17 protein-coding genes and 2 pseudogenes are annotated in these 19,063 nt (G+C 61.7%); 10 read left to right on the top strand and 9 right to left on the bottom strand.

Annotated elements, in window-relative coordinates; translation table 11 throughout:
* Positions 1-181 precede the first annotated feature (181 nt).
* The 7 genes from NKH37_RS02725 to NKH37_RS02695 all read left to right on the top strand — a co-directional run bounded on the left by NKH37_RS02725 (position 182) and on the right by NKH37_RS02695 (position 6,759).
* Entirely contained in the window at positions 182-1,543 is a 1,362-nt protein-coding gene (locus tag NKH37_RS02725; protein ID WP_023722323.1) for an epoxide hydrolase family protein, read from the top strand.
* 87 nt (positions 1,544-1,630) lie between these two features.
* The gene (locus tag NKH37_RS02720) at positions 1,631-2,059 is read left to right on the top strand and encodes a DUF6130 family protein (RefSeq protein WP_023722324.1); all 429 of its coding nucleotides are present in this window, start codon (positions 1,631-1,633) and stop codon (positions 2,057-2,059) included.
* Entirely contained in the window at positions 2,056-3,336 is a 1,281-nt protein-coding gene (locus NKH37_RS02715; RefSeq protein ID WP_031195070.1) for an epoxide hydrolase family protein, read from the top strand. The genes NKH37_RS02720 and NKH37_RS02715 overlap by 4 nt, the downstream gene beginning before the upstream one ends.
* A gap of 37 nt (positions 3,337-3,373) precedes the next feature.
* Positions 3,374-4,030, top strand: coding sequence for a VOC family protein (locus NKH37_RS02710; RefSeq protein ID WP_031195072.1), 657 nt, complete (start codon positions 3,374-3,376; stop codon positions 4,028-4,030).
* A 72-nt stretch (positions 4,031-4,102) separates the two neighbouring features.
* Entirely contained in the window at positions 4,103-5,221 is a 1,119-nt protein-coding gene (locus NKH37_RS02705) for a redoxin domain-containing protein (RefSeq protein WP_353003767.1), read from the top strand.
* A gap of 94 nt (positions 5,222-5,315) precedes the next feature.
* Entirely contained in the window at positions 5,316-6,284 is a 969-nt protein-coding gene (locus tag NKH37_RS02700; protein WP_502895824.1) for an alpha/beta fold hydrolase, read from the top strand.
* 55 nt (positions 6,285-6,339) lie between these two features.
* Positions 6,340-6,759, top strand: a complete 420-nt coding sequence (locus NKH37_RS02695) for an Ohr family peroxiredoxin (RefSeq protein WP_031195077.1) — start codon at positions 6,340-6,342, stop codon at positions 6,757-6,759.
* 365 nt (positions 6,760-7,124) lie between these two features.
* On the opposite strand, the gene NKH37_RS02690 is transcribed toward NKH37_RS02695, so the two are convergent.
* The 8 genes from NKH37_RS02690 to NKH37_RS02655 all read right to left on the bottom strand — a co-directional run bounded on the left by NKH37_RS02690 (position 7,125) and on the right by NKH37_RS02655 (position 15,879).
* A complete protein-coding gene (locus NKH37_RS02690; RefSeq protein WP_352484987.1) occupies positions 7,125-9,053 on the bottom strand; it encodes an adenylate/guanylate cyclase domain-containing protein in 1,929 nt (642 codons plus the stop codon).
* 635 nt (positions 9,054-9,688) lie between these two features.
* Positions 9,689-10,393, bottom strand: coding sequence for a GntR family transcriptional regulator (locus tag NKH37_RS02685; protein WP_023722328.1), 705 nt, complete (start codon positions 10,391-10,393; stop codon positions 9,689-9,691).
* Between the two features lie 102 nt (positions 10,394-10,495).
* Complete coding sequence (locus NKH37_RS02680) at positions 10,496-11,236, bottom strand: aspartate/glutamate racemase family protein (RefSeq protein WP_352642978.1); 741 nt, start codon at positions 11,234-11,236, stop codon at positions 10,496-10,498.
* A gap of 8 nt (positions 11,237-11,244) precedes the next feature.
* Positions 11,245-11,967 carry an ABC transporter ATP-binding protein gene (locus NKH37_RS02675; RefSeq protein WP_023722330.1) on the bottom strand — a complete coding sequence of 241 codons (723 nt, stop codon included), beginning with the start codon at positions 11,965-11,967 and terminating at the stop codon, positions 11,245-11,247.
* 2 nt (positions 11,968-11,969) lie between these two features.
* Complete coding sequence (locus NKH37_RS02670; RefSeq protein ID WP_352484979.1) at positions 11,970-12,749, bottom strand: ABC transporter ATP-binding protein; 780 nt, start codon at positions 12,747-12,749, stop codon at positions 11,970-11,972.
* Between the two features lie 4 nt (positions 12,750-12,753).
* Positions 12,754-13,728, bottom strand: coding sequence for a branched-chain amino acid ABC transporter permease (locus NKH37_RS02665; protein ID WP_353040786.1), 975 nt, complete (start codon positions 13,726-13,728; stop codon positions 12,754-12,756).
* 5 nt (positions 13,729-13,733) lie between these two features.
* A complete protein-coding gene (locus NKH37_RS02660) occupies positions 13,734-14,600 on the bottom strand; it encodes a branched-chain amino acid ABC transporter permease (RefSeq protein ID WP_023722333.1) in 867 nt (288 codons plus the stop codon).
* Between the two features lie 76 nt (positions 14,601-14,676).
* Positions 14,677-15,879 (bottom strand): ABC transporter substrate-binding protein, encoded by a 1,203-nt coding sequence (locus NKH37_RS02655; protein WP_353001297.1) that lies wholly within the window; start codon positions 15,877-15,879, stop codon positions 14,677-14,679.
* Between the two features lie 182 nt (positions 15,880-16,061).
* On the opposite strand from NKH37_RS02655, the gene NKH37_RS02650 reads away from it, so the two are divergent.
* On the top strand, positions 16,062-16,373 hold the full coding sequence (locus NKH37_RS02650; protein WP_352484977.1) for a DUF4143 domain-containing protein: 312 nt from the start codon (positions 16,062-16,064) through the stop codon (positions 16,371-16,373).
* Positions 16,374-16,475: 102 nt separating this feature from the next.
* On the opposite strand, the pseudogene NKH37_RS02645 reads toward NKH37_RS02650, so the two are convergent.
* Positions 16,476-16,775, bottom strand: a pseudogene (locus NKH37_RS02645) (diacylglycerol kinase); the annotation flags it as partial.
* Between the two features lie 663 nt (positions 16,776-17,438).
* Here NKH37_RS02645 and NKH37_RS02640 point away from each other — a divergent pair.
* Together NKH37_RS02640 and NKH37_RS02635 are read left to right on the top strand one after the other, a co-directional pair.
* Positions 17,439-18,113 carry a protein-L-isoaspartate(D-aspartate) O-methyltransferase gene (locus NKH37_RS02640; RefSeq protein WP_353040784.1) on the top strand — a complete coding sequence of 225 codons (675 nt, stop codon included), beginning with the start codon at positions 17,439-17,441 and terminating at the stop codon, positions 18,111-18,113.
* 668 nt (positions 18,114-18,781) lie between these two features.
* Positions 18,782-18,906, top strand: a pseudogene (locus tag NKH37_RS02635) (IS6 family transposase); the annotation flags it as partial.
* Between the last annotated feature and the right edge of the window lie 157 nt (positions 18,907-19,063).

The raw sequence follows: 19,063 nt of genomic DNA, 5'->3' as shown, positions 1-19,063 counted from the left end.
TCAAGGAGCGCTCCTGCACCATAGGGAGTCTCACAGTCTAGGCGCCTCCTATCTGCTCAAAAAAGCGGCAGGCTGGCAGCGGCTAACACAAGCTCACGACGCATAACGGGCTAATCCCGCCTCCTGGGCGTAGTTCAAGCTACGTAGATAGATCGCAAACCCATCAACCCAGGAGAGACCCATGGACACGACCAGAACCTCCGAAGCAATCGACCAGGATCGCCGGCGACTTTTGGGCACTGCGGCGGCCGGCATCGCCGCCGCCGGCGCGGCAAGCCTGCTCCCGTCGCAATTGGCCGCCGCATCCACGAGCGATGCCATCCGCCCTTTCTCCGTCAGTTTCCCGCAGGAGGAGATCAATGAGCTGCGCCGGCGCATCGCCGCCACGCGCTGGCCCGAGCGCGAACTCGTCTCCGACGAGGCGTCCCGGCGGATCTGGTCGACCCCAGCAACTGTAGGGCCAACGCAGGGCGTGCAACTCGCCACAATGCAGAAGCTCATGCAGTACTGGCGAACGGAATACGATTGGAGCAAGTGCGAGGCGCAGTTGAAGGCGCTGCCGAATTTCGTCACTGAGATCGATGGGCTCGACATCCACTTCATCCATGTGAAGTCTAAGCATCAGGGCGCCCTGCCTGTCATCATCACGCACGGCTGGCCCGGTTCGGTCATCGAACTTTTGAAGATCATCGACCCGTTCACCAATCCCACTGCGCACGGAGGCACGGAGGCGGAGGCGTTCGACGTGGTGATCCCGTCGATGCCGGGCTACGGCTTTTCCGGCAAGCCCACCGAAACCGGTTGGGATCCCGGGCGCATCGCGCGGGCGTGGATCGTGCTGATGAAACGCCTTGGCTACGACCGCTACGTCGCGCAGGGCGGCGATTGGGGAGCACTCATCACGGAACAGATGGCCCTGATCGCACCTCCCGAGCTGGTCGCCATCCACACGAATATGCCGGGGACCATTCCGCCGGAGATCGTGAAGGCGCTGGCCTCCGGCGGTCCGCCCCCCGCTGATCTTGGCCCCGACGAGAAGCGTGCCTACGAGCAGGTAGCGTTCTTCTACCAAAACGGCCTGGGCTACGCCAACGAGATGGCTCTTCGTCCGCAAACGCTCTACGGGATCGTCGATTCACCGGCCGGCCTGGCGGCGTGGATCCTCGATCACGATGCGGACAGTTATGCGCTGATCGCCCGCTCCTTCGATGGAGAGCCGGAGGGCCTTACCCGCGACGACATCCTCGACAACATCACGTTCTACTGGCTGACGAACACGGCGATCTCGTCGGCACGTCTCTATTGGGAACATACGCAAACGGCGAAGGCCGGCTTCTTCGACGCCAAGGGCATCACCATTCCCGTCGGTGCGACTGCGAACCCCAGTGAAATCTACACCGCACCGAAGAGTTGGACCGAACGCGCGTTCCCGAAGCTTCTGCACTATGGCCGCACGGACAAGGGCTGCCATTTCGCCGCCTGGGAGCAGCCGAAGAGTTTCACCGATGAGGTGCGCGCAACATTCAAGACGTTGCAGACATGACGTGTTGGCGGGGGATGGCGCGCCGGACGCTCGTCATCTTCCGCCCAGCGATAGCTGCGTAGCGAACCTCCGAAGGGAGCGACTGCAATGAACCCCCTCATCAAGACGCTCACCGCACTCGCGGTTTGCACCGTGCTCGCCACGGGCGCGTTTGCCCAGAGCACGGTCGTTCCCATCGACAACGAGCCCGCATCCAAGCTGATCGTGGAGCCGCCGCTTCCGGGTCCGTTGGCCAACGGCGTCGTGTTCATCCCGTACCGGGTGGAGAACTTGCGCATCCTGCCTGTGGGCGGGGCGGCCGCGCGCAACGTGTCTCCGCGGGTCGGGCATCTGCACGTCACCGTCGACGACCTGCCTTGGGCGTGGGCGGACTACGGTCAGAGCAACACCATCATCTTGGTTGGCATGCCAAGCGGCCAGCACAAGGTGCTGATCGAGGTGGTGGATCCCGAAGGCAAAGTCTTCACCAAACAAACGGTGACGTTCCACACTCCGGACAAGAAGGTGCAGCCATGAGGCTCGACCAACTGGCGGCCGTGCTGGCATTCGGGCTTTGCATCCTTTCCGCGCCCGCCTCCGCCAACCCGGTCGAGGATCGCTCGATCCGGCCCTTCAAAGTCTATGTGCCGCAAGCGCCGCTCGATGATCTTCGCAGTCGCATTGCGCAGACAAGGTGGCCCGACCGGGAGACGGTCGATGACCAGTCGCAGGGCATACAGCTCGCGAAGATCAGGCCGCTCGTCGAGTATTGGGGCACGGCCTACGACTGGCGGACAGCGGAAGCGAAGCTGAATTCCCTGCCCCAGTTCATGACCACGATCGACGGAGTGGACATCCACTTCATTCACGTTCGCTCGAAACATCCCAATGCCTTGCCGCTGATCATGACGCATGGCTGGCCCGGCTCGGTGCTGGAACTGCTCAAGACCGTCGGCCCTCTCACCGATCCCACGGCGCATGGCGGTAGCCCGGAAGACGCGTTCGACCTCGTACTGCCGTCGTTGCCGGGTTTCGGCTTCTCCGGCAAACCCACAGATACCGGCTGGGGTACAGACCGCATTGCACGAGCCTGGGCAGAGCTGATGAAGCGCCTTGGCTACACAGATTACGTCGCCCAGGGCGGCGACTGGGGCTCTCCCGTTTCGAATGCAATGGGACGTCTGGCCCCGGCAGGCCTGCTCGGCATTCATGTCAACCTGCCGGCTGTCGTACCGCCAGAGATTGCCGCGGTGCTCGCCGCCGGCGGACCGGCGCCGGCGGGGCTCATGGACAAGGAGCGCGCGGCGTTCGATGCGCTCAGCATGGCCGCCAAGATGGGGAACAGATCCTACGCCACGATGATGGGCACCCGGCCCCAGACGATCGGTTACGCCATCAATGACTCCCCCGCAGGGCTCGCCGCTTGGATGCTCGGGCATCCGGGCTTTTCGGGCTGGACCTACGACAAAAGCGACCCCGAAAAGTCGCCTGACGAGGTGCTGGACGATATCACGCTGTACTGGCTGACGGACACCGCCACCTCGTCCGGGCGAATTTACTGGGAGTACGGCGGCGGGCGCAGTCCCGTTTTTGCCGGCCCTGAAAAGACCAGCGAAGTCTCGCTGCCGGTGGCCATCACGGTCTTTCCGGGGGAAGGCTATCAGGCCCCCGAGACGTGGGCCCGGCGCGCCTACCCCAACCTGATCTACTTCCATGAGGTCGACAAAGGCGGCCACTTCGCCGCGTGGGAGCGGCCGGAGCTCTTTTCTGCCGAGTTGCGCGCCGCGTTCAGGCCGCTGCGGCAAACCAAATAACCACCTCACTCGAAAGGAACGACAAATGTCTCAAACCATGAAAACGCCCCGTGACGAAAAGCACGAAACTGCGACCGGGACCCTCAAAAAGCAGGCGCTCGACATGAAGCTCGAGGTCGTGGTCATCCCCGTCTCGGACGTCGATCGCGCCAAGAGCTTTTATATCGGCCTGGGCTGGCGGCTCGACGGCGATTTCGTCGTCGGCGATACGTTCCGGGGTGTGCAGTTCACACCTCCGGGCTCGCCTGCCTCGATCCACTTCGGCACGGGGGTCACGACGGCGGAGCCCGGCTCGGCAAGCGGGCTTTATCTTGTCGTGTCGGACATCGAGGCGGCGCGCGCCGAGCTCATTGGCCACGGCGCCGAGGTCAGCGAGGCGTTTCACCGCACAGGTCCCGGCAAGCCGGCGGTCAAGGGGCGCGATCCCGAGCGGCGCAGCTACTCCTCGTTCGCGACGTTCAAGGACCCGGACGGCAACGAATGGCTGCTGCAGGAAATCACCACCCGCTTTCCCGGCCGGATCGACACCACGACCTACGCTTCCGGAGCGGATCTTGTTGCCGCGCTGCGACGCGCGTCGGAGGCCCACGGCGAGCACGAGAAGCGCAACGGCGGCCAGCGCGATGAGAACTGGCCGGACTGGTACGCGGAATACATGGTGGCTGAGCAGGCCGGCAAAGAGCTTCCGCTCTGAAGGATTCAGCGCGCAGCGCGCCGCTGAACCGTCTGCGCGGCGATATCGATCGAAACTGAAAAGGCGTCGTCGATGAAAGCAATTAAGCTGCTCGTCGCCGTGGCGCTCGCAATGGCAATCGGGGCTCCGATTGCCAGTTTTCTGGGAGACACGAATGTGGCTCAGCCGATACCCTCCGCACCGATGAGGGTTCCGTTCCTTCACGGACTTTCCTCCGACCAGTTCGAGAGTCAATCCGAGCTTGCTTCGCTTGGCGTGGCGCACGAGTGGATAAATTCGCCGCCGCTGACGGCGTCGGCTTTGCATGGCAAGGTCGTCCTCATCGATTTCTGGACCTACACCTGCATCAACTGGCTGCGCACGCTTCCCTACGTTCAGGCCTGGGACGAGAAATACCGGAAGCATGGTTTGGTGGTGATCGGAATCCACGCGCCGGAGTTCTCGTTCGAAAAAGACCTGAACAACGTGCACCGGGCGGTGAAAGACCTGGGGATCGATTACCCGATCGCCGTCGACAACGACCATCTCATATGGCGGGCTTTCAGCAACCAGTACTGGCCGGCACTCTATTTCGTCGATTCGCGGGGACGCGTCCGGTATCACCACTTTGGCGAGGGCTCATACCAACAGTCGGAAATGGTCATCCAGGAATTGCTGACTGAGGCTGGCGCCGGCGGATTCGACCGTGAGCCTGTGTCGGTGGATGCCCGCGGCATCGAGGCCGCGGCCGATTGGGAGACCCTCAAGTCTCCGGAAAATTATCTCGGCTACGAACGCACCCAGAATTCTGCCTCCGGCGGTGAAGCGGTCTTGGACGCGCCGCACATCTACGACGTGCCGGCGCGACTACGCCTGAATGAGTGGGGGCTGTCTGGCAGTTGGACGGTAAGGAAAGAAACCGCCGTACTGAACAAGTCCGATGCCCGCACCGCGTACCGTTTTCACGCGCGCGACCTTCATCTGGTCATGGGTCCGGCAGCGCCGGGAACGTCTGTGAGATTTCGCGTGCTGATCGACGGGCAGCCGCCAGGCACGGCTCACGGCATCGACGTCAATGAAATGGGCGAAGGCGCAGTGACAGAGCAGCGCCTGTACCAACTGATCCGACAATCGAAACCCATCGTCGATCGCCAGTTCGAGATCGAGTTTCTCGACTCAGGCGTGGAGGTCTTTGCATTCACGTTCGGCTGATCGCCCGCGCAAGGATAGAGGTTCCCAAATGCATTCGCTCAATATCCCCGATGAAATCGACCAAGATCGCCGTCGGTTCTTTGGCGCCGCCGCGATGGCTGTCGCCGCCACTCAGTTCGGCCTGATCGGCCCGGCACAAGCGCAACAGACGACTGGAGAGCCTGCGGCGTCCTTTGGGCCCTTGAAGCGGATCGAGGCCGGCGTGCTGAGCGTCGGCTATGCGGAACTTGGACGGACCGACGGCCCGCCCGTCATCCTGCTACATGGCTGGCCGTATGACATCCACACCTATGCCGATGTCGCTCCTCTGCTGGCAGCGAAAGGCCACCGCGTGATTGTTCCCTACCTGCGCGGATACGGCACGACCCGATTCCTGTTGGACGACACGATGCGCAACGGTCAGCAGTCAGCGATTGCCGCGGACATTGTCGCCCTGATGGACGCACTGGGCATCGAAAAGGCGACGATTGGCGGCTGCGACTGGGGCGCGCGCACCGCGAACATCATTGCCGCACTATGGCCTGAACGCTGCAAGGCGATGGTCTCGGTGAGCGGCTACCTCATCGGCAACCAGCAAGCCGGCAAGCTGCCGCTGCCACCCAAGGCCGAGCTGCAATGGTGGTATCAATATTACTTCGCCACCGATCGCGGCCGCGCCGGCTACGAGAAATACACACGAGATTTCACCAGGCTGATCTGGCAACTCGCGTCGCCGCGGTGGAATTTCGACGATGCCACATTCGAGCGCAGCGCCGCAGCCTTCGACAATCCCGATCACGTGGCCATTGTGGTCCACAATTATCGCTGGCGGCTCGGACTCGCCGCCGGCGAGCAGCAATACGACGCGTTCGAGGAGCGACTCGCGCAGGCACCGGTCATCGGCGTGCCGACGATCACCCTCGAAGGCGACGCCAATGGCGCGCCGCATCCGGACGCCAGCGTATACGCCACGATGTTCCCGGGCAGATACGCGCATCGGGTCGTCACCGGCGGCATCGGGCACAACCTGCCCCAGGAAGCGCCGCAGGCCTTTGCCGATGCCGTTGTCGAAGTCGACGCCTGATCGAGTTCGCGGCAACCGCCGAAGCGGCGGTTACCGCTACCAGCAAAGAATGCCCATGAGCCACATCACAAGGGTTGTCTATACGGCCAGGACCGCAACCACGGGCAGTCGCGAAAATGGCGCCTCGCGCAGTTCCGACGGTCTTCTGGACATCTGGCTATCGACGCCTGGATCGGCGCGCATCGGCACCAATCCGGAGCAGTTGCTCGCGGCCGGCTGGTCGGCCAGCTTCGCAAGCGCAATCGCATCTGCGGCCCACGAACGAAAAATCGCGCTGCCTGCAGGGATGAGCATCGAGGCCGAGGTGAATCTGAACTACGGAGAAAACGGCCACTTTCTTAGCGTCCAACTGGATATTGCCGTGCCGAGTCTGGAGCGCGATGTGGTACAAATTCTGGTGGATGAAGCGCACGAGATTTGTCCTTACTCCAAAGCGACACGGGGCAACATCGATGTCGTAATGAGGATCGTCTGATTTGACCTAAATCGCTCTTCGGCGTTGAAGCTTTTGGCACCTCGCTCCCAGTCTGTTCAGGGTCAGATGATGATCATGCCCACATCGACGTGAATGTCCGCTTTCGATATCCACGGGCTCGAAGCTGCCGATCCGTTGTCGGCCCATTCCTGACATAATCGCCACTGCTCAGAAAATCACTTGCTCAGCCGGCTTCCACCGTAGGGATACTCACTTGAGCGTTTGACCCTGAGTTCTTCGTTCGCTAGCGGGAGCCTCGCGCGGCGTCACAACCATATGTGTCATCGCCTCCAACCTTCGGCGACAGCGCCCGCCAGTGCCGGGGTGATTCGCGGCTCACGTCTCCCTTTTGCGCCGAGCTTGTTCTATGGCTGCCCGAGAGGCTGCGCCTCCCCCGCCTCGCATTCCGGCAGCCGCACAGGTTTGGCGAGTTTTGCCAGCGACCCGGTCTTGGCGCACGCCGGGAAGCCGGCTAGCGGCATTGTCTCGATGAAACGACCGCGCTCCGTCTTGCTCAAGCTGAATTCATTGACCATGCCCTCGACGGTCAGGTCCGGATACCGTTTGAGGGTTTCCCGGACCGAAGCATTCGCCTCATCGATTCGACCCAGAGCCGCAAAGGAGCTGCTACGCACCACCCAACCCCCTTTGCCGTAGTTATCGGGCGTCTTGCGCTCCAGCATCTTCAAGGCGTCCTCATAGCGACCAGCCATAAAATAGGCAGTGGAGTAGAAAGCAGTTGCCCACATCGGGTAATTCGGGTCGAGCCGTATAACTTGGTCGACCAACTGAGCGCCGCGTTCGGGTTCGTCGAAGCCTGCCGCAAAGCCGGAATAGAATGTCAGGATTTCGGCCGAACCCGGAGCGAGGCGGAGGGCCGTGTCCAGCTCGACCTTGGCGCGGGCGTTGTCGCCCTTGTCTTTGAGGCTCATGCCAAAAACGGCGTGCGCCTCGGCGTCGCTCGGATCGAGCCGCACCGCGCGTTCGGCTACATCGGCAGCCGCCTTGATCTCGCTCTCGGGATTGATACCGAAGCCAGCCAATATGTTATGAGCATGATAAAGTTCCACCCAGGCGCGGGCGAACCCCGGGTCCAGCTCGACAGCGAGGTTGAGCAGCCTGATGGCCTCCTCCTCATCCGCTACGGTAATCTTTTCAATCCTTTCGGTTCCGAGCAGGTAGTAATCATAGACAGTCAAGTTGTCCGGCCGTTTACGCTTCGCTGCAGCCCGCCCCGCGCCTTGAATCAGCCCCACGCCGTTGCCGAGGCGGTTGGTGACCTGCTCGGCGATCTCGGTTTGAACGGCGAATACGTCTTCAGCAGGCCGGTCCCATCGCTCCGACCACAGATGGTTGCCGGTTTTTGCATCGATCAGCTGCGCGGTGATCCGCAGCCGACCGCCCAGGCGCTGGATCGAGCCTTCCAGCACATAGCCGACGTCGAGCGCACTCGCGACCTGGCGGACATCCAGCGACTTGCCTTTGTACGCTTGCGTCGAATTGCGTGCCACGACGTCGAGTTCGGGAAACTGCGCGAGATCGGTGATGATGTCTTCGGTGAGGCCATCGGCCAAACGCCCGGTGGCCTCGTCGCCGCCATAATTATTGAAGGGCAGCACCGCGATCGACGGCTTGGCCCCCAGTGGCGCAGGCTGAAAGACCCACCATGTCCCTCCACCCGCCAGAGCCAGCACCACGATGGCCGCCGCAGCCGTCCTGGCCCAGCGCGGCATCATTCCGAGAAGCGGGCGGCGCGCCGGCTTGCCATCGAGCCTCAGCCGGTACATCCGCACGGGGCGATTGATATTCTTGACTTGCTGCTCGCCAGCGAAATCGAGGGGCCAATCAAGCTTGCCCTGCAGATGGTCAAAGGCCGTGCCCGATACGATCACGCCGCCCGGGTCAGCGAGTTGCTGCAACCGAGCGGCGATATTGACGCCGTCGCCATACACATCGCCATCCACGAGCGCCACATCGCCAAGATTTATCCCGATGCGGAACACAATCCGCTCATGCTCCGGCAGTCCACCATTGCGAACGGCCACAGCTTTTTGAATTTCGGCTGCGCAGATTACCGCATCGACCACGCTGTCGAAGACGACAAGTGCGCCATCTCCTAATAGTTTGACAATTCGACCCTGGTGCAGAGCGATCGCCGTATCGGTTACGTCGGCCCGGATAGCTCTCAGGCGTCCGATGGTGCCAGCTTCGTCAATTTCGATCGCCGTTGAATAGCCGACCATATCCGCTGCAAGGATCGCCAGCAGTTTCCGGTTCAATGGAGGGACGATCATCATCCGGCCCCGGACCCAACATGGCTAAAATTGTACACCTATCGCGGCGCCCTGACGAGCCCGCCCGGCCAAAGCCAGGAGGTCGTCCATTAGCCCCAGTGGTCCGAAAGGTCGCTTCTGGCGCACAGCGGTCAGACGGGGCTGGACGCAAGGGCCGGCTATCTTGTCCAGTCATCTTGAAAGCTGACAGTCCGGTTCCGGCCCCTTCCAGGCATTCACAATGCCGGTCGATCGCCGATCTGACCGCCAGAGGCTGTTGACGTCGAAAACACATAAGCCGCTAGGTGTTCCCCTTTTGTGCTTCCAAAGTCGCATAAACTGGAACTGGCCTCTCGCGAGGGCCATCGACCGATCGCATCAGGTCGTATCTAAAGGCCGTAAGAAAAACCGGCAGTTTGCCAATCCTTGCTGCGACTGCGTGCCTCAAGCTCTGATCGGCGCATTGCCCGTCCGTTGTGCGGCAGCAGGAGTAGCTGAAGCTGGGGGGCAGCGCCGCGGACTCAACGAGCGCTACTGTTATGACGGCAGGAACGAAGAAGCAGTCCTCATGGACCGATGCATGCTATGCATTGCTTCGATCACGCCCAGCACGTGCGGACATAGGCGAACTCCGGCGAAGAGTTTGACAGCGGAGATCAGCGCAAGATGTCCGACAGGCTCTCGGGCTTCTTCTCGCCAAGCGACAGATCAAGGCCCGACAGAAGGTCGATGAGATGACTTTGCATCAGGTCGGACGCGTTTTTTGCGTCGTGCTTTTCGATGGAATCAACGAGGGCGTGATGGGCGTGGCTTTCGCAGGTGGTGTCGCGGCGACGCCAGTAGAGCGCGATGATCAGCGACGACCGCGACAACAGGTCCTTGACGAAGCCGGTCAGGATCGAATGGCCGGCGATTTCAGCGATGCCGACATGGAATTTTGCCGACAGCATTATGGCGTCGCTGTCGCGGCCGGCATGCAGGGCCTCGTGCTCTTTTTCGAGATGAAGCCGCAGTTGCGCGATCTCGGCCGGCTTTGCCACTTCGGCGGCAAGCGCCGCGACCTTGGGCTCGATCAGCGCTCGCGCTTCGAACACCTCGCGCGCTTCCTGCTTGGTCGGCTGGGCGACGAACGCGCCGCGGTTCGGCTCGAGCCGAGCCAAGCGGTCATGCGACAGCGCCTGCAGCGCCGCGCGTATCACCGCGCGGCTTACCGAATAGATCGAGGCGAGCTCGTCCTCGGGCAGCTTTGTGCCCGGTGCGAGGCGGTGGCTGACGATGGCGTCGCGCAGGCCGGCATAGACCGGAAACCAGCGCATCGTCGGCTTGTCGCCATCCCGTGTCTTTGGTCCAAGCAGGTCCATCGTCTCATTGTCCCGGCGGCCGGATCGCATAGCGGCGCGAACACCGCGTTTCCGGCCGGACATCGAACATCCTGTGTGGGAATGTCAACAATTTTGCACGCATCAGGATACACGGCCGGAGGGCGAAAAGGACGCAAAGATTCCGGCGAAGGACTTTTCGAGTGGAACCTGGTAGCCGCCGCGCTTCGAGGTCGACAGGCCAAGGCTGACGAGGCTCTCGCAGAGTTGTACCGCGCAGGCGACGCCGTCGAGCACAGGAAGGCCATGTTCGCGGCTGAACGCGGCGGCGAGGTCGGCCATGCCGGCGCATCCCAGCACAATCGCTTCGGCCCGGTCGTCGCGGATGGCGCGCTCGATCTCCTCCGAAATTCGATGGCGGGCGTTGGAGCCGGGCACTTCGAGCTCCAGAACGGGAACGTCGCTTGCCCGCACCCTAGCGCAGCGGCTGGCGAGGCCGTAGCGCACCAGATTGTGCTCGATCGCCGGCACCGAACGCGACAGCGTCGTCACCACGCTGAACTTGCCGGCAATTAGGCTCGCCATGTGAAACGCCGCTTCGCCGATGCCGACCACCGGCATCTCGCCGACGCAGCGTACTGCGTCGAGGCCGGTGTCGTCGAAGCAGGCGATGACGCAGGCGCTCGCCGCCGGATATCTCTGGATCTCGCCGATCATTCCCGGGATGGCGAAGACCTCGTCGAAATAGCCTTCGACGCTCGGCGGCCCGTCCTTCGGATTGACGGCGATGATCCTGGTGCCGGCCGAAGCCGCGCCGCGCGCCGCCTCGCTGATCTTTTCGGTCATGGACGCAGTGGTGTTGGGATTGACGACGAGTATGTCCATTTGCGCTTTCATATTTCGCCGCCGAGATAGAGTTTCTTGACCCGGTCGTCGCCAAGCAGCTCAGCCGAATGTCCGGCCAGCGCGATCTTTCCGGTCGTCAGTGCGTAGGCGCGCTGCGAGATGCGCAGCGCCATGCGCGAATTCTGCTCGACCAAGAGAACGCTGACCTTTTCGTCGCGATTGATCGCCACGATGGAGCGGGCGATGTCCTGGACGAGCTTCGGCGCGACGCCGAGCGAGGGTTCATCGAGCAGCAGAAGCTTCGGTTTGGCCATTAGCGCCCGCCCGATCACCAGCATCTGCTGTTCGCCGCCGCTCATCGTGCCCGCCGTCTGGGAATAGCGTTCCTTCAGGCGCGGAAAGCGCGCGAGCACCATGTCCAGCGTCCTGGCGATTTCGGCCTTGTCGGTGCGGGTGAAGGCGCCCATCATCAGATTGTCGCGCACCGTCATGTAGGAAAAGACGCGCCGACCCTCCGGCACCATGGCGATGCCCATCCTGACCAGCTCGTCCGGGCGCGTTCCGTCGATGCGGTGGCCCCGGAAATGAATCTCGCCGCTGCGGACTTTCTTCAGGCCGGTGATGGCGCGCAGGATCGAGGATTTGCCCGCGCCGTTCGCGCCGATCAGCGCGACGGTCTCGCCCTCGTTGACGTTGAGCGACACGCCCTTCAGTGCATAGACATGGTCGTAGTAGAGTTCGATGTCGGAGACTTTCAGCAGTTCGCTCATGGCTAAAATCCGATCGTCTCATCTTCGACGCCGAGATAGGCCTCGATGACCTTTTCGTTCTCCTGGATTTCCTTCGGCGTTCCCTCGGCGATTTTCACACCGAAGTTCAGGACGACGATGCGGTCGGAAATGTTCATGACGGCGGGCATATCGTGCTCGACCAGCAGGACAGTCACGCCGCGCTTCCGCACGCCGCGCACCATCTCCACCGCGCGCACGGTTTCGTCATGGTTCATACCGGCGAAGGGCTCGTCGAGCAGAAGCACGGTCGGGTTGGTAGCGAGCCCGATGGCAATCCCGAGCGCGCGCAGATGGCCGTGCGGCAGCGTGCTGGCGATCTCATGCCGTTGCGCGCCGAGATCGAGGAAGTCGATGATCTCGTCGGCCGAGCGGCCGAATTCATCCTCGTCGCGCCGTGCGGTGTTCGTGCCGAGATAGAAGCCGGCAAGGCTGGCATTGGAACGCAGGTGATGCGCGATGATGACATTGTCGCGCACCGTCATGCCCTTGAAGATCGTCGTCTCCTGGAACGTGCGCACCACGCCCTTCCGGGCGACGATATGCGGCGCCAGGCCTGAAATCCGCTCTTCCCGGAATAGCACTTCGCCCGAGGTCGGATTGAGGAAAGAGGAAATCAACTTGAACAGCGTCGACTTGCCGGCGCCGTTGGGGCCGATGACGGAGAGGATTTCGCGTTCGCGGACCGCGAAGGAAACATTGTTGACCGCGACCAGCCCGCCGAAGCGTTTGTTCACGGCCTTGATCTGGAGAAGCTCAGTCATGGTCCTAGCCCTGCTTCTTGCCGAACAGCCTGAGGCTGAGCAGGCCGTTGGGAAGGAACAGCATCAGCGCGATCAGCACCGAAGAGAAGATCAGCAACTGGAACTCGCCGGTCTCGAACAGGAAATCCCAGCCGAAATAGAGCACGAAGGTGCCGATCATCGGCCCGAAGACGTGGCCGAGCCCGCCGAGGAAGCAGTTCAGCATGAAGTTCACCGAGTCGGTGACGGTGAAGCTCGACGGATAGATCGACTGCGAGATGGCGACGAACATCGCACCGCCGAGACCGCCGAGGAATGAGGATAAGGCGTAGGCGATAACGCGCAGATAGGCGATGTTGACGCCGATCGAGGAGGCCAGTTCCTCGTTCTGCTGCAACGACTGGCAGAGTTTGCCAATGCGCGAATGGACTAGGCGGTAGAGCGCCGCAAAGCACAGCACCATCAGCACAACCGACACCAGATAGAAGGCGGGACGCGGATTGGCGAGCGTCGCGAAATCTGGAAGGATGGTCAGCCCGAAGATCGAGATGCCGCCGGGGAGCGGAATGCTGACCATGCCCTTGGCTCCGTTGGTGATCGGCAGCGCCAGCGCGAGCAGCCGCGCCACTTCGGTCAAAACCAGCGTGACCATGGCGAAATAGACGCCGCGAAGCCTGAGGATGGGCAGTCCGATCAGCACGCTTGCAGCGGCGCAGAATAGCCCAGCCAGCGGCAGTGTCAGCCAGAACGACACACCGTACTGGACGACAAGAATGGCCGAAACATAGCCGCCCATAAGCGCGAAGGCGCCCTGGCCGATATTGATGCGGCCGATGTAGAAAGTCACCCACACCCCGGCGCTGGCGATGCTGAGCAGCGCGACCGAGGTCAGCGTGTAGTAGAGGTCGAGCCGACCGGTCGCCTCAATCAGCCAGGGCACGCCAACGAGTACGACCAGCAGGAAGACAGCGACGACGAGGATGTTGCGTGTACGCTTCATGTCCATCATCCCCACGGCTTGCCCATGAGCCCGTTCGGGCGGATGCTCAGGAACACCATCAGCGCGGCGAAGATGACGAGATAAGTGACGTCGCCATATTGGCGTAGCACCGTCAGGCCGACCGATTCCATCATGCCGAGGATGAAGCCGCCGGCGATCGCTCCGCTGACCACGCCGGCCCCGCCGATCATCACCATCAAGAACGCCTTGATCGAGATCGGCCCGCCGATGCCCGAATTGACGCCGGTGATGGCGACCAGCAGCCCCCCGACTATGCCGGCAAGCATGGCGCCGAGCGCAAAGCCGATCATCGAATAGCGGTCGACCTCGACGCCCATCAGCTGCGCCGCGACCCGGTCCTGCGCCAGCGCCCGCATGGCGCGTCCCGGCTTGCTGTACTGCATGAAAAGCACGAAGGAGGCGATGAACAGTATGGCGAGTGCGCCGACCAGCAGCCGGTCGTAAGGCATTATGAGGCTGTCGGAGACGAAGACGCCTTTGACGATCTTCGGCACGCCGCGCTGCTTTTCGCCGAACAAGAGGAGGATCACGGCGTCGAGGAAGAATGCGACCGCCGCCGCGAGAAGCATCGTACTTTCCTCCCGCACGCTTCGCTTAATCACCGTCCTGAAAAGGAATTTCTCGACAAGCGCTCCAATGACCAGCAGCGTGACCCCGGACGCGACGAGCGCGACGACGAAAGGCATGCCGAGCTGGCCATAGACGGTGTAGGTGACGAAGCCGCCGAGAACGTACATCTGCCCATGGGCAAAGTTAAGCACGTTCATTAGCGCGAAGATCAGGGTCAGACCGAGCGCGATCAAGGCGTATTGCGCGCCAAGATAAAGCCCGTTGGCGATGACTTGTTCCATCAGGATGGTTCCGGCCGTTCAGAGGCTGAAGACGAATGCTCGAGTCTCTGCGGCAATCCGCTTCAGTGCAGTTGCGTCAATCGACTTGAGCGACGAAGAGCGTCTCGAACTTGCCGTCGCGGTATTCCGTGACCACCATCGGGACCGAAAGCTGGCGCTTCTGGCCAAACGACGTCATTCCGACATAGGTCAGCTTGGCATCGTCCTTCAGATAGGGATTGGGCGCCGAGAAAGTGTCGATCGTCTTCTTGAACTCCTCGACATTGTCGATCGCGGCCGGGTTCGCCTTCAGCGTCTCGATGATGTATTCGAGCGCGTAGACCTTGGTGTTGGACTCGTCATTGTATTCGCCGAACATTTTCGTATAGCGTTCGACGAACTCCTTCATCGTGTCGGACGCGATTTCGGGCGTCGATGCGCCGCCGACCGAGATGAAGCCGTTGGCCAACTCGCCCGCGCCCTCTTCCAACACCTTGGCATCCTGCGCCGTTTCGGTGGAGATCAGGCCTTCGTAGCCGAGCTCGCGCGCGGCGCGGATCAGCAGCGGCGCATTGCCCGGCGCGACGCCCGAAAGCACCAGCAGGTCCGGTTTTTGCAAAACGATCGGCGTCAGTACCGGCGTGAAATCGCGGGTATCGTTTTGGTAGACATCCGTGGCAGCCACAACCTCGAGCCCGAGCGCCTTTGCCGCGGCAACACCGCCATCCCGCTGGCTCAGCGGATCGGATTCGTTGGCGGCGACAAAGGCAACTTTTTTCACGCCCCTGTTTTCCATGAGATATTTGTAGATCGCCGGAGCCGACTGGTAGTTGGCGATCATGCCGAGCACGGCGTTGGACGCCGGCGGGGTGTAGAGTTCCTTCGGGAATGCGTAGGGAAAATAGATGATGCCCTTGGATTCTGCCACGGGACGCACCGCCGCCGCGCCGTCGTCGACATTCGGACCGACGACATAGTGGATGCCCTCCTGGGCCATCTTCTCCATGCCAGCGATCGCCCGCTTCGGGTCCTTCTGGTCGTCGAAGGTGACGATTTTGATGTCATAGGTCTCGTCACCAATCTTCACACCGCCGGTTTCGTTGATCCAGGCGGCGCGCGTCTGCATCGAGCGGACGTTGGATGTGCCCCACGCAGCGGCCGCGCCACTCGTCACGCCGACAAAGCCGATCTTGAGTTCCTTGTTGGCGGCGTGCACCGCGATTGTGCCGCCGGCCATGATTGCCAGCGCGGAGACGGCGCCGCGCGCCGCGGATGTGATTATTGAACGTCTGTTGATCATTGTTCTTTCCCCTTTGGAGGCCGCGCATTGTTGCGACAGAACTCGACCGATACGCGGACTTTTGTGAGTGAAGGCTCAAATCAATCACCTGTCAACAAAACTTTCTCAGATTGTTGACAATCTTGTGAGCGGCCGTAGACGAAGAACGTAGGACCGATCGCGGTGCTTTGCTCGAGAGGTTCGTGGTGTCGGAATTCCTGAAGCTCGCATGGTGGTCAGAGCGACGGGTGTCTTTCTCACACTACCGGACCAAGGATCAGGACGAGGTCGGCGTCGTGATCGAGGATCGACGCGGTCGGGTCGTCGGTATCGAGGTGAAGGCCTCCGCAAACGGTTCCGCAGGACTTTCGGGGATTGCACCAGTTGCAGGAAGGAGTCCGCGATCGTTTTGTGCGCGGGCTGGTGCTGCACGACCATCACCGTGTGACGCCGTTCGGCGAAATAATTGCAAGCTGCACCGCTGTCGGTTCTGTGTTCGATGTAAAGTTGCATAAAATGCGGTCTGGAACTTGGGTCGCGAGGTGGTCTAAATAATCCCAGATCGATACGAGCCGAGCCTTCATTGGTCGCGGTGATTTCTGGCAACTTCGCCACCCCGTAAGCCATCTTGCATCGAACCAGCGGTCCGCCGGCCCGTCATAGGGCAGCCGCGTGACATCCCAGTGGCTGACGAAGCGCGCGTAGGCGTCCCAGACCGGTGGACCGCCGCCGATGAAGACGACACGGCCGGCAAAGCGCTTGAGCGTGTCCTCGGGATCCATACTGGAGCGAACGACGACAAGTTCCCGATCCGCGCGAGCAAAATCCGGAACGCTCGCGATCGTCTTGGGACCGGCGAGCAAGACGTGTCCTCTCGTGACGTCGAAAAACCGTGCAACGTCGGCTACGAACTCCGGCGAGCCGAAGCGATATTGGCAAACTGAAACGTCAGAGCGGGCATCGCGCAGATGCCCGCCACCATGGGTACGGATGCACGCAAGGGACCGAAGAAGCGCCGGCGACCCCCCACCGCTCGAAGAACAGGGGAGCGGCCAATAGTGCGAAACCCGCTTTCCAAGCCGTTTGCCGATCCAGAAGGACAGCCAGTCCCCCAGTGCCGCGCCAATGGCGGCGGCAAGCCATCACGAAATTCCGGTTCTTCTCAGCAGCGCCACGCGGGCTAACGCTGATTATCGTATGGCCGGCCTGCAGCGCGAATCGCGCTGCTGGCTCGCCCAGGTTCGGCCATCGTCAATCGCCAGATCACGCACGATCAGCACGGGATGGAGCCGGTGAACGACAGCGCAGGGTTCGGCGTCGTTTTGGCCTTCGGCCTATTGGTGCTCAATTGGCTGGCGATCCGCTATATCGATGTTGTCGCCTGGCTGGCGAGCTTCTGATGCGCACGCCGTTCCACCCCGGTGCGAGGAACGGGAGAGCACCAAGGACGGCGACGAAATAGCAGGGCGGTACAACCCGCCCCAACCGAAGCCGCGTTCTCGACGACATGGTTACTGTGACAAGACGAACAGGGTATAAGGTTATGAGGCAGCAGACTGGTTGAGGAGCGCCCCACCGTCATGAAGCCGATGAACGAAGAGCATCTCGCGGTTCTACGCAGGCACATGGTCGAGATGATTGCAATTCACACCGATCTTGCAAGCGAAGAACTTGGCAAGGCGGCGCTCGATGAGCGGGTATTGGCGGCGATGAGGCGGATACCGCGGCATCTCTTCGTGCCAGCATCAGTTGCGCCTTATGCCTACCAAGACATGCCGCTGCCGATCGGCTTTGATAAAACCGTCTCGCAGCCCTTCATCGTTGCTCTCATGACCGATCTCCTTGCGCCGCAACCGCACGAGGTAGTGCTCGAGATCGGCACCGGCCTAGGCTACCAAACCGCAATCCTCGCGGACCTTGCCGGGCAAGTTTGGAGCGTCGAAATCATCGAGGAATTCGCAAGCCATGCCGAGGCTCTCCTGCAGGGTCTCGGCTTCTCCAATGTCGGCATTCGTGTCGGAGACGGGTCTCGCGGCTGGCCTGAGCACGCCCCATTCGACAAGGTCCTGGTCACGGTGACGGCTGAGCGGACACCGCCGGCTTTACTGAAGCAACTCAAGCCGGGAGGACGCTTGGTTCTGCCTTTGGGATCTGAAAATGCACAGTTTCTGACGGTCATCGACAAGGATGCGGCAGGGCAACTGAAGACTCGCAAACTCATCCCGGTTCGGTTCAGCCGTCTCGAAACGGTCTAATGAGGGGTGCGGCTGCGCGGAGCCGTGCTGGAAGATCAGGATAACGCGCGCCGCATCGATCACACAGGCGCTGGATGGCATCGCCGATCTTTTGACATCCATGCCGCAACGCCACTCGTCGAGCACGCCTGCCGCCGCCGGTCGCAGCCGCTGGCGATCATGCCGGCGCGGTCGTATTGCGCGCTTCTCAAAGACCCCTTATCCAGCCTACTGTGTGCCTGCCAGACGGCAAATGGGTCGCTCATCTGGGAAATGACGGCTAAAGGCTCAAGGAATTCGCCCAGTGGCCAACACGTAGCGGGCAGGAGGTAACGATGGATCTCAAGGACAGGCGCCTCTGGTACGGCGTGGTAGCCGTGATCGTGGTATTGGTCGTGATTGCGTATGCGGCTGGTTGGTTTGGCGGCACACCGATACCAGCGCCGCAGCAGTGAGAGCGATCGTCATTCTCGCTTGGCGGCAGCTGACTGCTCAGTCTCTAAAGGTCGAAGGAAGGGACACCTGATTGGCTGTTTCGCTGGTTCGGCTACCATCCTGACGACGCACAGCCTGGACCTTTTTGAGATGGCTTCCGCGCAACTTGTTGGTTGTTGGACGGACCGGTCCTTGGATCGCGCAATCCGCAACACTCCGCCATCGGGCCGGGTAACTTCGATAATGGTTTCGACACGGACAAACTGCGATCCTACGGAGTAGCCAGGCGCCAGGTCATGCCGGAAGTCGTACACTGGAGCCACAAGGGCCCAACGACCGGGCGGAGAACTCGCATCAGCCCGGCCTTCGGCGGTTTCGAAGCTAAACTGCCACTCGCTTGATCCCGCTGCCCGGCCAGCGATGGAGCCGGGCTAGGAACTGTCAGGAATTCTGTGCGCGAGGCCGGTTTCGTCATTGGCTGACGAACCTTTCGCCGAAGACGACGGCGAACTGGGTCTTGGCCTCGAACCATTCGC

The organism is Mesorhizobium sp. M1217, from assembly GCF_040318275.1.
Lineage (GTDB): Bacteria > Pseudomonadota > Alphaproteobacteria > Rhizobiales > Rhizobiaceae > Mesorhizobium.
This window is presented reverse-complemented; position numbering and strand designations above follow the sequence as displayed.

What these genes read in the sequence shown, in the direction of transcription:
- NKH37_RS02725 (WP_023722323.1), top strand. Translation starts at nt 182, where the DNA reads ATGGACACGACCAGAACCTCCGAAGCAATCGACCAGGATCGCCGGCGA.
- NKH37_RS02680 (WP_352642978.1), bottom strand. Translation starts at nt 11,236, where the DNA reads ATGGACATACTCGTCGTCAATCCCAACACCACTGCGTCCATGACCGAA.
- NKH37_RS02710 (WP_031195072.1), top strand. Translation starts at nt 3,374, where the DNA reads ATGAAAACGCCCCGTGACGAAAAGCACGAAACTGCGACCGGGACCCTC.
- NKH37_RS02715 (WP_031195070.1), top strand. Translation starts at nt 2,056, where the DNA reads ATGAGGCTCGACCAACTGGCGGCCGTGCTGGCATTCGGGCTTTGCATC.
- NKH37_RS02675 (WP_023722330.1), bottom strand. Translation starts at nt 11,967, where the DNA reads ATGAGCGAACTGCTGAAAGTCTCCGACATCGAACTCTACTACGACCAT.
- NKH37_RS02720 (WP_023722324.1), top strand. Translation starts at nt 1,631, where the DNA reads ATGAACCCCCTCATCAAGACGCTCACCGCACTCGCGGTTTGCACCGTG.
- NKH37_RS02695 (WP_031195077.1), top strand. Translation starts at nt 6,340, where the DNA reads ATGAGCCACATCACAAGGGTTGTCTATACGGCCAGGACCGCAACCACG.
- NKH37_RS02700 (WP_502895824.1), top strand. Translation starts at nt 5,316, where the DNA reads ATGGCTGTCGCCGCCACTCAGTTCGGCCTGATCGGCCCGGCACAAGCG.
- NKH37_RS02660 (WP_023722333.1), bottom strand. Translation starts at nt 14,600, where the DNA reads ATGGAACAAGTCATCGCCAACGGGCTTTATCTTGGCGCGCAATACGCC.
- NKH37_RS02640 (WP_353040784.1), top strand. Translation starts at nt 17,439, where the DNA reads ATGAAGCCGATGAACGAAGAGCATCTCGCGGTTCTACGCAGGCACATG.
- NKH37_RS02685 (WP_023722328.1), bottom strand. Translation starts at nt 10,393, where the DNA reads ATGGACCTGCTTGGACCAAAGACACGGGATGGCGACAAGCCGACGATG.
- NKH37_RS02705 (WP_353003767.1), top strand. Translation starts at nt 4,103, where the DNA reads ATGAAAGCAATTAAGCTGCTCGTCGCCGTGGCGCTCGCAATGGCAATC.
- NKH37_RS02655 (WP_353001297.1), bottom strand. Translation starts at nt 15,879, where the DNA reads ATGATCAACAGACGTTCAATAATCACATCCGCGGCGCGCGGCGCCGTC.
- NKH37_RS02690 (WP_352484987.1), bottom strand. Translation starts at nt 9,053, where the DNA reads ATGATCGTCCCTCCATTGAACCGGAAACTGCTGGCGATCCTTGCAGCG.
- NKH37_RS02665 (WP_353040786.1), bottom strand. Translation starts at nt 13,728, where the DNA reads ATGAAGCGTACACGCAACATCCTCGTCGTCGCTGTCTTCCTGCTGGTC.
- NKH37_RS02670 (WP_352484979.1), bottom strand. Translation starts at nt 12,749, where the DNA reads ATGACTGAGCTTCTCCAGATCAAGGCCGTGAACAAACGCTTCGGCGGG.